The organism is Citrobacter sp. RHB35-C17, assembly GCF_013816795.1.
Taxonomy (GTDB): Bacteria; Pseudomonadota; Gammaproteobacteria; order Enterobacterales; family Enterobacteriaceae; genus Citrobacter_A; species Citrobacter_A amalonaticus.
This window is the reverse complement of the sequence record NZ_CP057150.1, coordinates 4,253,155-4,265,551: the sequence shown is the minus strand read 5'-3', so window position 1 is coordinate 4,265,551 and position 12,397 is coordinate 4,253,155. Positions and strand designations below refer to the sequence as shown.

The 12,397-nt window shown below is 58.3% G+C and carries 17 protein-coding genes; 1 reads left to right on the top strand and 16 read right to left on the bottom strand.

Features of this window, described 5'->3' with window-relative positions; all coding sequences use genetic code 11:
- Positions 1-61: 61 nt before the first annotated feature.
- The gene (yjdP, locus tag HVZ37_RS20350) at positions 62-397 is read left to right on the top strand and encodes a DDRRRQL repeat protein YjdP (RefSeq protein WP_042999071.1); all 336 of its coding nucleotides are present in this window, start codon (positions 62-64) and stop codon (positions 395-397) included.
- On the opposite strand, the gene phnP is transcribed toward yjdP, so the two are convergent.
- From phnP to HVZ37_RS20270, 16 genes are all read right to left on the bottom strand, one after another.
- A complete protein-coding gene (phnP, locus tag HVZ37_RS20345; RefSeq protein ID WP_046401387.1) occupies positions 394-1,152 on the bottom strand; it encodes a phosphonate metabolism protein PhnP in 759 nt (252 codons plus the stop codon). The two genes, yjdP and phnP, sit on opposite strands and share 4 nt — an antisense overlap.
- A gap of 63 nt (positions 1,153-1,215) precedes the next feature.
- On the bottom strand, positions 1,216-1,650 hold the full coding sequence (gene phnO / locus HVZ37_RS20340) for an aminoalkylphosphonate N-acetyltransferase (protein WP_044257341.1): 435 nt from the start codon (positions 1,648-1,650) through the stop codon (positions 1,216-1,218).
- Complete coding sequence (gene phnN, locus HVZ37_RS20335) at positions 1,637-2,191, bottom strand: ribose 1,5-bisphosphokinase (RefSeq protein ID WP_130097436.1); 555 nt, start codon at positions 2,189-2,191, stop codon at positions 1,637-1,639. The genes phnO and phnN overlap by 14 nt, the downstream gene beginning before the upstream one ends.
- A 2-nt stretch (positions 2,192-2,193) precedes the next feature.
- Entirely contained in the window at positions 2,194-3,330 is a 1,137-nt protein-coding gene (gene phnM, locus HVZ37_RS20330) for an alpha-D-ribose 1-methylphosphonate 5-triphosphate diphosphatase (protein WP_044328957.1), read from the bottom strand.
- Positions 3,327-4,013 (bottom strand): phosphonate C-P lyase system protein PhnL, encoded by a 687-nt coding sequence (gene phnL, locus HVZ37_RS20325; protein WP_099433565.1) that lies wholly within the window; start codon positions 4,011-4,013, stop codon positions 3,327-3,329. Before phnL ends, phnM begins: the two co-directional genes overlap by 4 nt.
- Positions 4,014-4,085: 72 nt before the next feature.
- On the bottom strand, positions 4,086-4,844 hold the full coding sequence (phnK, locus tag HVZ37_RS20320) for a phosphonate C-P lyase system protein PhnK (RefSeq protein ID WP_099433564.1): 759 nt from the start codon (positions 4,842-4,844) through the stop codon (positions 4,086-4,088).
- Positions 4,841-5,632 carry an alpha-D-ribose 1-methylphosphonate 5-phosphate C-P-lyase PhnJ gene (phnJ, locus tag HVZ37_RS20315; RefSeq protein ID WP_230324168.1) on the bottom strand — a complete coding sequence of 264 codons (792 nt, stop codon included), beginning with the start codon at positions 5,630-5,632 and terminating at the stop codon, positions 4,841-4,843. The genes phnK and phnJ overlap by 4 nt, the downstream gene beginning before the upstream one ends.
- A 46-nt stretch (positions 5,633-5,678) precedes the next feature.
- Positions 5,679-6,746, bottom strand: a complete 1,068-nt coding sequence (locus HVZ37_RS20310) for a carbon-phosphorus lyase complex subunit PhnI (RefSeq protein ID WP_054176711.1) — start codon at positions 6,744-6,746, stop codon at positions 5,679-5,681.
- Entirely contained in the window at positions 6,746-7,330 is a 585-nt protein-coding gene (phnH, locus tag HVZ37_RS20305; RefSeq protein WP_181627926.1) for a phosphonate C-P lyase system protein PhnH, read from the bottom strand. Before phnH ends, HVZ37_RS20310 begins: the two co-directional genes overlap by 1 nt.
- Positions 7,327-7,779, bottom strand: a complete 453-nt coding sequence (gene phnG / locus HVZ37_RS20300; protein ID WP_099433561.1) for a phosphonate C-P lyase system protein PhnG — start codon at positions 7,777-7,779, stop codon at positions 7,327-7,329. Before phnG ends, phnH begins: the two co-directional genes overlap by 4 nt.
- The gene (gene phnF / locus HVZ37_RS20295) at positions 7,780-8,505 is read right to left on the bottom strand and encodes a phosphonate metabolism transcriptional regulator PhnF (RefSeq protein ID WP_156595837.1); all 726 of its coding nucleotides are present in this window, start codon (positions 8,503-8,505) and stop codon (positions 7,780-7,782) included.
- A 20-nt stretch (positions 8,506-8,525) separates the two neighbouring features.
- The gene (phnE, locus tag HVZ37_RS20290; protein WP_044328535.1) at positions 8,526-9,305 is read right to left on the bottom strand and encodes a phosphonate ABC transporter, permease protein PhnE; all 780 of its coding nucleotides are present in this window, start codon (positions 9,303-9,305) and stop codon (positions 8,526-8,528) included.
- Between the two features lie 97 nt (positions 9,306-9,402).
- Complete coding sequence (gene phnD, locus HVZ37_RS20285; protein ID WP_042999084.1) at positions 9,403-10,419, bottom strand: phosphonate ABC transporter substrate-binding protein; 1,017 nt, start codon at positions 10,417-10,419, stop codon at positions 9,403-9,405.
- Positions 10,420-10,567: 148 nt separating this feature from the next.
- Positions 10,568-11,356: a phosphonate ABC transporter ATP-binding protein gene (gene phnC, locus HVZ37_RS20280; RefSeq protein ID WP_044264080.1), complete on the bottom strand. Its 789-nt coding sequence runs from the start codon at positions 11,354-11,356 to the stop codon at positions 10,568-10,570.
- A 132-nt stretch (positions 11,357-11,488) separates the two neighbouring features.
- Positions 11,489-11,935 (bottom strand): VOC family metalloprotein YjdN, encoded by a 447-nt coding sequence (gene yjdN, locus HVZ37_RS20275; RefSeq protein ID WP_044257322.1) that lies wholly within the window; start codon positions 11,933-11,935, stop codon positions 11,489-11,491.
- Between the two features lie 81 nt (positions 11,936-12,016).
- Positions 12,017-12,352: a zinc ribbon domain-containing protein YjdM gene (locus tag HVZ37_RS20270; protein WP_042999087.1), complete on the bottom strand. Its 336-nt coding sequence runs from the start codon at positions 12,350-12,352 to the stop codon at positions 12,017-12,019.
- Positions 12,353-12,397: the final 45 nt, after the last annotated feature.

Genomic DNA, 12,397 nt, shown 5'->3' with positions numbered 1-12,397 from the left:
CGCTACTCGTCGCACAGGGCGATAACTAACGTAGAAACCGTCCCCTTTTGAGGCTGGTTCTATGAAACGCACCCTGACACTCTTTTTATTCAGCCTGCTGTCGCTGGCTACCGTGCCGGCACAGGCCGATATCATTGATGATGCTATCGGCAACATTCAGCAGGCAATCAACGATGCTTATAAGCCTGACAGCGATAGCGGGCGGGATTACGAGGATTCGCGCGACGACAGGTGGCAGAACGAAATGAGCGACGATCGCCGCAGACAATATGATGATCGCCGGCGTCAGTTTGAGGATCGCAGACGGCAGCTTGATGAACGTCAGCGCCAGCTCGATCGTGAACGCCGCCAACTGGAAGATGAAGAAAGCCGAATGGAAGAGGATTACGGGCGTTAATCGACCATAATCTGCATCCCGTCATAGCCTGCTTCAAATCCGTCCGGGAGCGGGTTATCCATCAGCCAGACATCGAACGCGTGGCTGATATGCGTGAGGATCACCTGCGGGCAGCGAATCACTTCATTAAGCGCAATGACCGTATTTAAATCACAGTGATTGCACGGCGGTTGGGGACGTGGCGGATGGCTACAGTCGATGACGATAACTTGTGGCTGATTGTTGAGCAGAAAGGTGAGCGTTTTATCGGGCAGTCCGGCGGTGTCAGACAGCCATGCCACGCGGCTGTGCGCTGTCTCCAGAAGATAACCCAACGTCAGCTTTGAGTGATTCAGCGGTAGCGGTGTGACCTGCAATCCTTGTAACTCAAACACCACAAACGGCTCGACGGTGTGGCTAAAGTCGAGAATGCCGGGATGCTTAAACAGATCGTCGCACCCCTGTTCGTCCGGCGGGCCGTACACCGGGATGGACGCACCGACGCCCCAGCGTAGCGGAAACAATCCCTGTACGTGATCCATATGATAATGGGTGAGTAAAAACTGTCGAAAGCTGCCCGCCGGCCAGTCGTCCATCAGGTGCGGTATGCCCGCATCCAGCAGCGTCACCGTATCGTTGAATTTGACCACGCCGCTACACGGGCGTCGGCGATACGGTTCCTGCAGGCGTGCGCGGCGACAGGCTGCACAGTCGCAGCCAAACGCGGGTACCCCTTGCGCACCGCCGGTGCCGCTTAGCGTGATGCTCAGACTCATCGTGATTCCCCTTGTCGTATCGTGCCGGATGGCGACGCGAGCGGCTTATCCGGCCTACGTACCTCACAATGCTTTTGTGAAGCGAAAATGACTTTGTTCGTAGCCTTCGCGCCGATAAAAACGGTGGGCGTCATGACGCTTCACGCTGGTGGACAGCTCTGTCATCTCTGCGCCTGCCTCGCGGGCTTCCTGTTCTGCCCATGCCAGTAACTGGCTACCGATTTTCAGACCCCGTGCCTGCGGCATCACCACCAGTTCCTGAATCTCGCCAATCCAGTTGGCGTGGTGTAAATGATACTGCAGATGCAGGCCAATGAGTCCAACCGCCTGGCCCTCAAGCAGCGCCAGCTGATAACGCAGTCGGTCATCCTGCAAATTGGCGGTGAATCCGGCGCAAAAGGTCGGGTAATCAAACTGGGCTTGCTTCAGTTCGCAGATGAGCGCGTACACGGCCCCGGCGTCTTGTCCGGTGGCGCGACGAAGTTCACAGGCAGACATGGCGTGGCTCCTTGCGCCCCATTAACGTTAACAGCGAATCGACGGACTGGTGCAAACTGCCGTCGTTATTGAGCGTATGGCAGCCAAACGGGGCGTAGCGGGCGGCGCGTTCGAGACGCGCGGCAATCTCGGGTTCGCTTTCCCTCCCGCGCGCCTGTAAGCGCTGGCGCAAAATCGTAGGGGAGACCTGCAAGCAGACCGGCAGCAGCGCCGTGCCGTAGCGCGCCTGCGCCTGGGGTAGATGCGCGCGTGAGCCGTTGACCACCACGTCGAAGCCGCCGTTAAGCCAGAGATCGATCTCCACGCCGACGCCATAATAAAAGCCGTTAGCATGCCAGCTTAGCGCCAGCAGGTTATGCCCGGCGCGGGTGAAAAACTCTTGCTCGCTCAGGGCGACATGATTTTCGTTCCCGGCATTCGCCGCGCGAGTAATATAACGGTGCGCCACCAGCAGATGCGCATGTTCTTGCTGACGGAGTGCGGTCAGCAGACTGTCCTTCCCGGAGCCGGACGGCCCCATCAGCCAGATCAGTTTTCCCATACTCAGAACACCCTCTTTCCCTGGCGCCAGACGTGGTCGATGTGGATGTGATCGCCTTTACGGTGCGCCAGTACCAGATCGGCGCGCTTACCTTCGGCGATCACGCCGCGATCGCGGAGACTGAGCGCCCGCGCCGGGTTGGCGGTCACCAGGCGGATCGCCTGCGGCAGGGTGAAACGGTTAGCCGCGTCGTCTGCGACGCGAAACGCGGCATCCAGCAGGCTGGCGGGGTAGTAATCTGACGAGAGGATATCCAGCAACCCCAATTCTGCCAGCGTGTGCGCCGCGACGTTGCCGGAATGAGAGCCACCGCGCACAATGTTCGGTGCGCCCATCAGTACGTTCATGCCGTGCTGGCGCGAGGCTTCTGCGGCTTCGAACGTGGTGGGAAATTCGGCGATCACGCTGCCAAGCTGGTGGGATTCCTGCACATGCCCGGAGGTGGCGTCATCATGGCTTGCCAGTGCAATGTTGCGCTCGCGGCACAGTTGCGCGATGGCAGTCCGGTTGGGCTGCGACCAGCGAGCCGCCAGGGCCAGTTGTTCCTCTTCGTAACGCGTCATTTGTTCATCGGTCAGCGAATATTTACCCTGATAATATTCACGATACTTCTCGCGGTTGGCGAACTGACGCTGGCCCGGCGAGTGATCCATCAGCGAAACCAGCGTAACCGGTTCGCGGCTGACCAGCTTCTCGAACAGCGGCAGCGTGGTGTGGTGCGGCAGTTCGCAGCGCAGATGCAGGCGATGCTCGGCGCGGTTCACCCCACGCTTTTGCGTCTCCTCCACGGCGTTAATCATTTTCTCCAGGTTTTCCAGACGATCGCCGCCGTCGCGGACATCGCCAATCGCCACCGCGTCCAGCACGGTGGTGATACCGCTGGCGACCATCAGCGCGTCGTGGCTGCTCATTGCGGAATGGGCGGGCCAGTCCACTTTCGGCCGTGGGGTAAAGAATTTGTCGAGATTATCGGTGTGCAACTCAATCAGCCCCGGCAGCAGCCAGCCGCCTTCTCCGTCCAGCGCTTGCGGAAGACGGCTCTGACTTTGCGCAAACGCGCGAATCACGCCATCCTGCATTTCCAGCGATCCCTGCACCACTTCATCTTCCAGCACCAGCTTTACATTATTGATAATCATGGTGTTGTTCCCATCAGGTGCAAACGATCCGCTACGCGGTCGCGCACAGTTTGATCGTGAAAAATGCCGACAATGGCCGCACCGCGCGCTTTCGCCTCTTCAATCAGCGCCACCACGGCGGCACTGTTTCTGGCATCCAGCGACGCGGTCGGTTCGTCGAGTAACAGAATCGGATAATCGACGATAAATCCGCGCGCGATGTTCACGCGCTGTTGTTCACCGCCGGAAAAGGTTGATGGGGCGAGGTGCCACAAGCGTTCCGGCACGTTCAGACGGGTCAACAGGCTTGCGGCTTTGGCGGCGCACGCCTCGCGCGGTACGCCGAGATCCAGCAGCGGCTGCATTACCACATCCAGCGCGGAGATCCGTGGGATCACCCGCAGAAACTGGCTCACCCAACCGATCGTGGCGCGGCGGACTTCCCGCACTTTGCGCGCCGGAACGTGCACCAGATCCACCCATTCGTCGTGATGGCGAATGTGAATATGCCCCTCATCGGGCAGATAATTGGCATACAGCGAACGCAGCAGCGTCGATTTTCCGCTGCCGGAATGGCCATATAGAACGACGCATTCACCGTTTTTGACTTCCAGCGAGGCATTTTGCAGCACCGGCAGGCGCACGCCGTTTTGCTGGTGGAGCACAAAGGTTTTACTGACGTTTTCAACGCGGATCGCGTTCATTTTTAGCCTCTTTAAGCATTTGTGCATTCGATTGCCGGATAAGGCGTAGCCGCCACCCGGCAAAACAAAAAATCAGTTCTGCAATACGGACGACACCAGCAACTGGGTATACGGATGATGTGGATCGTCGAGCACGCGGTCGGTTAATCCACTTTCCACCACCTGACCCTGTTTCATCACCAGCAGACGATCTGCCAGCAGGCGCGCCACGCCTAAATCATGGGTGACAATCACCACCGCCAGATCCAGTTCCACCACCAGCCCGCGCAGCAGATCCAACAGTTTCGCCTGGACGGAGACGTCGAGACCGCCGGTCGGCTCATCCATAAATACCAGCTTCGGGTGGGTGACGAGGTTGCGGGCGATCTGCAGACGCTGCTGCATGCCGCCGGAAAAGGTGGTCGGTAGATCGTCGATACGAGAGGCCGGAATTTCGACCTCCTCCAGCCAGCGCTGGGCGGTGGCGCGGATCTCGCCGTAGTGGCGTGCGCCGGTCGCCATCAGGCGTTCGCCGATATTACCGCCCGCCGAGACCTGACGACGCAGGCCATCCAACGGGTGCTGATGTACCACGCCCCATTCAGTGCGCAACAGGCGGCGGCGGTCGGCTTCGCTCATGGCGTACAGTGAACGGCTCTGGTACTTAATCTCGCCCGACTGCGGCGTCAGGCGCGAGGAGAGGGATTTCAGCAGGGTGGTTTTGCCGGAACCGGACTCCCCGACAATGCCCAGCACTTCGCCAGGCCACAGGTCAAAAGAGACCTCGCTGAAGCCTTTACCCGGCGCGTAGAGATGAGTCAGGTTATTAACCGAAAGCAGCGGTTGCGTCATTGGCTGAGTGCCTCGCTCTGTTGGCGGCAGTAGTCGGTGTCGGAGCAGACAAACATGCGTTTGCCGGTATCATCGAGTACCACTTCATCAAGATAACTGTGCGTTGAACCGCAGATGGCGCAGGGCTCATCCCAGGTCTGTACGGTGAACGGATGATCGTCGAAATCGAGACTTTCCACGCGGGTATACGGCGGTACGGCATAGATGCGTTTTTCGCGTCCCGCGCCAAATAACTGAAGGGCGGGCATCATGTCCATCTTCGGGTTGTCGAATTTCGGGATCGGCGACGGGTCCATCACATAGCGTCCGTTGACTTTCACCGGGTAGGCGTAAGTGGTGGCGATATGGCCAAAGCGGGCGATATCTTCATACAGCTTCACCTGCATGATCCCGTACTCCTCCAGCGCATGCATAGTGCGGGTTTCCGTTTCGCGAGGTTCGATAAAACGCAGCGGTTCAGGGATCGGCACCTGGAAGATCAGGATCTGATCTTCCGTCAGCGGCGTTTCCGGGATCCGGTGACGGGTCTGGATTAACGTGGCGTCTTCCGTGCGCTCGGTGGTATTGACTCCGGTGACGCGTTTGAAGAAGTTGCGGATCGATACCGCGTTGGTGGTGTCATCTGCGCCCTGATCGATAACCTTCAGCACGTCCGGTTCACCAATCACGCTGGCGGTAATCTGGATCCCACCGGTTCCCCAGCCGTAAGGCATCGGCATTTCGCGGCCACCGAATGGCACCTGATAGCCGGGGATCGCCACCGCTTTGAGGATCGCGCGACGGATCATGCGTTTGGTTTGCTCATCCAGATAAGCAAAGTTGTAGCCGAAGAGGTTAGTGGTCACGGGCGGCCTCCTGTTGCAGGCGTTTGAGCAGTTCCAGCTCGGCCTGGAAATCGACGTAGTGGGGGAGCTTGAGGTGCGAAACAAAACCCGCCGCCTCGACGTTATCCGCGTGCGCCAGCACGAACTCTTCGTCCTGCGCCGGTCCTGTGACCGTTTCATCGTAGTCGGGTGCCTGTAGGGCTCTGTCCACCAGCGCCATTGCCATCGCTTTGCGTTCGCTCATCCCGAACACCAGTCCGTAGCCGCGGGTAAAGTGAGGCGCATCGTTGTCCGGGGCGACAAAGCCGTTGACCATTTCACATTCGGTCATCAGCAGTTCGCCGACGTTGACCGCAAATCCCAGCTCTTCCGGTACCGTTTCCAGCGCAACGTAGCCACTACGGATTTCGGCTGCGAAGGGGTGATTGCGCCCGTAGCCGCGTTGGGTGGAGTAGGCCAGCGCCAGCAGATAGCCCTCATCGCCGCGCATCAGCTGTTGCAAGCGTGACGCACGGGAGCAGGGGTAAACCGGCGGCGTGCGGGTGATGTCATCCGGCGTGGCGCCGTTATCTTCTTCGGGCTTCGCCAGCCCTTGATTCGCCAGCAGCGAAAAGACGTGCGGGGCGGCGTCCTGCGTACTTTCTGCAGTCCGCAGCGGCGGCGTTTCGCCATTCGCCAGCAGCGTAAAATCGAGCAGACGATGGGTGTAGTCGTAGGTTGGTCCTAACAGCTGTCCGCCCGGAATATCCTTGTAGACTGCCGAGATACGGCGTTCCAGGCGCATTTCCCCACTGTTCAGCGGTTCGCTTACCGCCAGCTTTGCCAGCGTGGTGCGGTAAGCGCGCAGCAGAAAGATGGCTTCGACGTTATCGCCGCTGGCCTGCTTGAGCGCCAGCGCCGCCAGTTCGCGATCGGCAATACCGCCTTCGGTCATGACGCGATCAACAGCCAGATTCATCTGCTGTTCGATCTGCGCCACGCTCAGTTCGGCAACGGTATCGTCGCCCCGGCGTCGCTGCTCCTGTAACGCATGGGCGTTGGCTATCGCCTTCTCGCCCCCTTTGACGGCTACGTACATCAGCACACCTCCACATGGGTGGTTCTCGGGATAGCCAGCAGCCGTTCGCCGCAGGTAAGGATGAGGTCAACGCCCAGCGGGAACGGATGCGGGCGTTCGGTGAGTTCGTGGATCAGGCAGTCTGGTAACTGCGGTGCGATCATTCGCTCTTCGGCGATACCAGCCCCGGTCAGGCGTAACATCCGCCCACCGCTCAGGCTGGAAACCTGCACGATGAGCGTGGCGCTGTTTTCTGGCGCGACCGCAGAACCGGCAGAAAGCGCATTAAGCTGTTCGCTGCTGATGCGCTCGTCGGCTACGGCATAGGCCGCCAGTTGGGGGTGTTCGACCATCGGCGCGTTGGTGTGAAAACGCAGGTTCTGGCTGGCGATGTCGTTATTCATCGCAGGCGACAGCCACACCGGCGTATCGCCGTCGACTAACGTCAGCAGGACGCTGGTGGTCGCCAGATTCAACGGCTGCCAGCCGTGTTTCAATTGATGTAAGGCAACAATCACCCCCGGTTCGCTCATCGCTTTCAGCAGACGGCGAAAGCTTTGTTGGGCGTCCTGGACGGGCAAGGTAAAGGCGGTCTGTAGGGTCATTCGTTATCTCCGCGCACCAGCGTAAAGAAGTCGACCCGGCTGGCGTTGACCTCGGCGCGACGGGCGGTGATTTCCGCATCGCGTTCTGCTTCCAGCGGGCGAATTAAGGTTTCCATCAGGTTCTGGAAATGTGTCTGTTCCTGCAGTAAAGCGTCGATAACGGCGCACTGCTCGGCGTGGCGTTTGTTGCGTCCCAGCAGGTAGCTGTAACCCAGCGTGCCGCTTTTCAGGCGAACCACCGCGCGGGTCAGCGTGGTGTCTCCGGCAAAGAAACGGTTGCCGGTGCCGCCCATGCGCGCCTGAATTTGCATCAGTCCGCATTCCGGGGGGCGAATCAGTTCATATTCCGGTGCCAGCGTTAACGCCTGGAGTCGCGCATTCAGGGCATCGGCCTTGCTGTAAGCCAGCGCGCGCATCCAGCGCTGGCGGGTGGCGGTATCGAAATGCATTCAGTGCTCCATAGTGAATTCGATCATGTCGGCGCGGGTCAGGCTGACGGAATACTCCATCGCACGTTCCTCGCCTTCACGGTGGTTCAGGGTGCGCACGCAGAGCAGCGGCGCCATGTTGGGGATTTCCAGCACCTTGCTCTCTTTCGCCTGCGCACGCCGGGCGCTGATGCGCGTCTGGGTGCGCTTGAGCGTCAGGCCGGACTGTTCGCGCAAATAGTCGTGCAGCGAGCCGTGGTTAAAACCTTGCAGCAGCGGCCAGAGGGCCTGGTCGGAAAAGTAATGGTCAATCAGACACAGGGCGATGCCGTTCACCCGCCGCAGGGTGCGCAAGTGGATGACGTTATCGCCTTCCTGCACGCTGAGCGCATCGGCAACGTGACGGGAGGCCGGGCGCAGTACCGCCAGCCGTTTTTCGCTGGTGGGATGACTTCCCTGATCCAACAGGTTCTGACTGAAGCGTGCCTGGGCGTTAAGCGGATAATCGAACGGGCGCATCAGCACCAGTACGCCGACGCCCTGACGACGCTGGACCCAGCCGCGTTCCACCAACTGGTCGATGGCGCGGCGCAGGGTGTGGCGATTAACCTCATAACGCGCGGCAAGCTGATGCTCGGCGGGCAGATAGTCGCCGCAGCGGTAATGTTGACGTAGCTCCTGCTCAAGTCTCGCGGCAATCTCCTGATAACGCGTTGGATAACTGGTCGGATGTGTAGACAAGTGCATAGCAATCAATGCCTCGCTAATCAGATAAAGTGCTTACGTAAACGCTGGGAGAGAAAATCCAGCAGGCTGACGGTCACAATGATTAACACCATCAGGGCGCAGGTTTGCTGGAACTGGAAACCGCGAATTGCCTCCCACAACGTGACGCCAATGCCGCCTGCGCCCACCATCCCGACGACGGTTGCTGAGCGGACGTTGGATTCAAAGCGGTACAGCGAATAGGAGATCAGCAGCGGCATCACCTGGGGCAGTACACCGTAAAGAATTTCTTCAATTTTGTTAGCGCCAGTGGCGCGAATGCCTTCAACCGGACCGGGTTCAATGGCTTCCACCGCTTCGGACAGCAGCTTGGAGAGCACGCCGGTGGTATGGATAAACAGCGCCATGACGCCCGCAAACGGACCGAGGCCGACAGCGACCACAAATAGCATCGCAAACACCATTTCGTTAATGGCGCGGCAGGCATCCATCAGACGGCGCATCGGCTGGTAGATCCACCAGGGCACGAGGTTGTCGGCGCACATCAGGCCGAAAGGAATGGAGAGGATCACGGCCAGCGCGGTTCCCCAGACGGCGATTTGCAGGGTCACCGCCATTTCGCCGAGGTAGTCCTGCCACTGGCTAAAGTCCGGCGGAAAGAAGTCGGCGGCAAACGTCGCCATGTTGCCAGAATCCTGAATCAGCGTGAGCGGGGCCATTTCGGCGCCTTTCCACGACACGACCAGCACGGCGAGCAGAATGGCCCAACTGACGAGCGAGAACCAACTGCGCTTTGGCGGGGCAACGGTGATGGTTTGCATGTTTAGCTCCGTGCGTACGTTATTGGCGGAAGGCGGCTCCGCCTTATCCGGCCTACGTTTGTAGGCCCGGTAAGCGAAGCGCCAGCGGGCGTCAGGTTTACTGCACCGCTTTGGTGACGCTGGTCATGGCGCTCAGCGCCGCAGTCAGACGGTCAAGATCGTCCAGTTGCGCTTTAATCGCAGAAGATTTGCTGGTCTTCTCTTCAGCGTTCAGTCCTTTGTTGTCCTTCACGCCCTGCATCTCTTTAAACAGGGCGAGCTGGCGAATCGGCACCAGTTGCAGGTCGCTGGAGGCGCGGAACGGCGCCCAACCCAGGCGTTCCAGTACGGTTTTTTCTTCCGGCGTTTTGCCGTAGTTCATGAAGAAGTCGTACACCTTGTCCTTGGTGGCTTCAGAGAGGTTCTTACGCCAGACAATCGGATCGCCTGGGATCAGCGGCGACTTCCAGATAACCTTCAGCGCTTTCAGCTTGTCCGGCGCGGACGTTTTCAGCTTATCGAGGTTCTCGGTGTTGTTGGTGGCGACATCCACCTGCTTGTTGGCGACCGCAAGGGCGTTAGTTTCATGACCGGCGTTGACGGTGCGTTTGAAGTCGCTGGCGGCGATATTGTTTTTCGCGAAGACGTAATAGCCAGGGACGAGATAGCCGGAGGTAGAGTTAGGATCGCCATTACCAAAGGTGAGATCTTTGCGTTTGGCGATCAGATCGTCGAGGTTGTTGATCGGGCTGTCCTTGTTGACGATCAGCACGCTCCAGTAACCCGGCGATCCATCGGCGGCGACGGTCTGGGCAAAGACCTGGCCGTTGGCGCGATCCACGGCTTCCATTGCTGACAGGTTACCGTACCAGGCGATGTCGACTTTATTAAAGCGCATACCCTGGATGATCCCGGCGTAGTCCGGCGCGAAGAAAGCGTTCACTTTCACGCCCAGTTTCTTCTCCATATCCTTCAGGAACGGATCCCATTGAGGTTTCAGGTTTTGCTGTGATTCGGTCGAAATAATGCCAAAGTTCAGCGCTTTTTCCTGCTCTTCGGCAAAGGCGGGACTGAGCAGAGTACTGACGCTGAACATGCTGGTAAACGCCAGCGCGGCAACGGCCTTGTAATTCATGTTTTATCCTCACGTTGTTCCAGGCTATTTCACTTGCCAGCCTGAGTTCGGGCAGTGCTCAACATCCTCACGTACTATGTGTACGCTCCGTTTTTCCGCGCTGGCCGCCTCCAGTCTGTCTGCGCCAATAACGCCTGGTCTTTTTGAATTAAGCAGCCTGCGCGTTCTGTTCGACGCGGTTCATGCTGCGGTAGAGATGGTCAAATCTTTCGTTATCAAAGAGCTGGCTGCTGCCGTCGTAGAAAACGTGTCCCTGACGCAACGCGACAATCCGTTCGCAGTAGCGCAGGGCGTAATCCACCTGATGCAGCGTGACGACGACGGTAATACCGTCGGTCTGGTTGATGTCGCGCAGGGTGTCCATCACGATGCGCGCGGATTCCGGGTCCAGTGAGGCAATCGGCTCGTCGGCGAGGATCACTTTGGCCTGCTGCATCAGCGCCCGGGCAATGGCCACGCGCTGCTGCTGACCACCGGAGAGCGTAGAGACGCGCTGGTACGCAAAGTGCGCCATCCCGACGCGGGTCAGTGCCTGGAGCGCGCGCTGTTTCTGCGCTGCGCTAAACCAGCTAAAACAGGTGCGCCAGAACGGCGTGCTGCCGAGCGCGCCAATCAGCACGTTCTCCAGCACCGTCAGGCGATTCACCAGATTGAATTGTTGGAAGATGTAACCGGTATGCGCGCGGCTTTTGCGGATATCGCGCGCCAGTCGACCTTCGTGTTGAACGGTGCGGCCGAGGAGTTCGACGCGGCTACCTGCTGATTTATCGCCGGTAATCAAACCGCTCAGATGACGTAAAAGGGTGGATTTGCCGGAACCCGACGGCCCCAGCAGAGCGACCATTTCACCGGCACAGATGTTCAGATCAACCGCATGCAGCGCCTGATGCTGATTGAACGTTTTGGAGAGTTTTTCGACGCGAATGATCGTTTCCATGATGCGGCCTCTCTAAAAAAAGTGGCCCTATCGTGGCGGATCAATATGACGTTTGGGTTAAGGGGACGTTACCTGCCGATGAAGAGTTAAGGTGAGTTTGATGACAGAACGGGAGGCATGCCTCCCGTGAGGTTACTCGGTTGGCTGGGGTTGTTTGACGACGTTGATCATCCACGGTACGCCGTAGCGATCGCTGACTTTGCCAAAGCCATGCGCCCAGAAGGTTTCCTGCCAGTCCATTTCGATTTGACCCTCTGCGGCGAGATTGTCAAACCATTGCTTCCCTTCGTTGACATTTTGCGTGTCGAGGACCAGCGTGAAACCTGAATAGTGAGCGTTTCCTGTGGGAATGCTATCGCTCATCATGATGTCGCTATTGGCAATGCGCACGTTGGCATGAGCGATAGCGGTATCGGGGAATGTCATTCCGGACGGGCAACCGTCTTCGCTGTCCTGCGCCGGTTTGGGCATTTCACCGAAGCTGATTTTATAAAGGAGTTCTGCACCCAGCGTCTTTTGATAGTACGCGATGGCGTCGGCACAGTTTCCGGCAAAAGAGATGTAGGGACTTAACGACATAATCTTTACCTCAGGTAAGAGAAGCCAGTTAAGTGTAGTTATCGCAGGCCCGGTAAGCGAAGCGCCACCGGGCAATTTACATCAGTTCTTTTTCACGAATTCTGATTTCAGCTTCATCGGACCAAAGCCATCAATTTTGCAATCGATGTTGTGGTCGCCTTCCACCAGACGAATGTTTTTTACTTTCGTGCCGATTTTCAGCATTGAAGAGCTGCCTTTGACTTTCAGATCTTTCACGACGGTGACGCTGTCGCCGTCAGCCAGCAGATTGCCGTTGGCATCTTTAACGATCAGTTCGTCGCTGTCATGCGCTGGTTCTGCATCGTTCCATTCATGGGCGCATTCCGGGCAGATGTACATGCCGTTATCTTCGTAAGTGTATTCGGAGTTGCATTGTGGGCAGTGGGGTAATGACATGTCGATTTCCTCAAAAGTCAGCAAGGGCAAAAGCGCCCAAAAAAT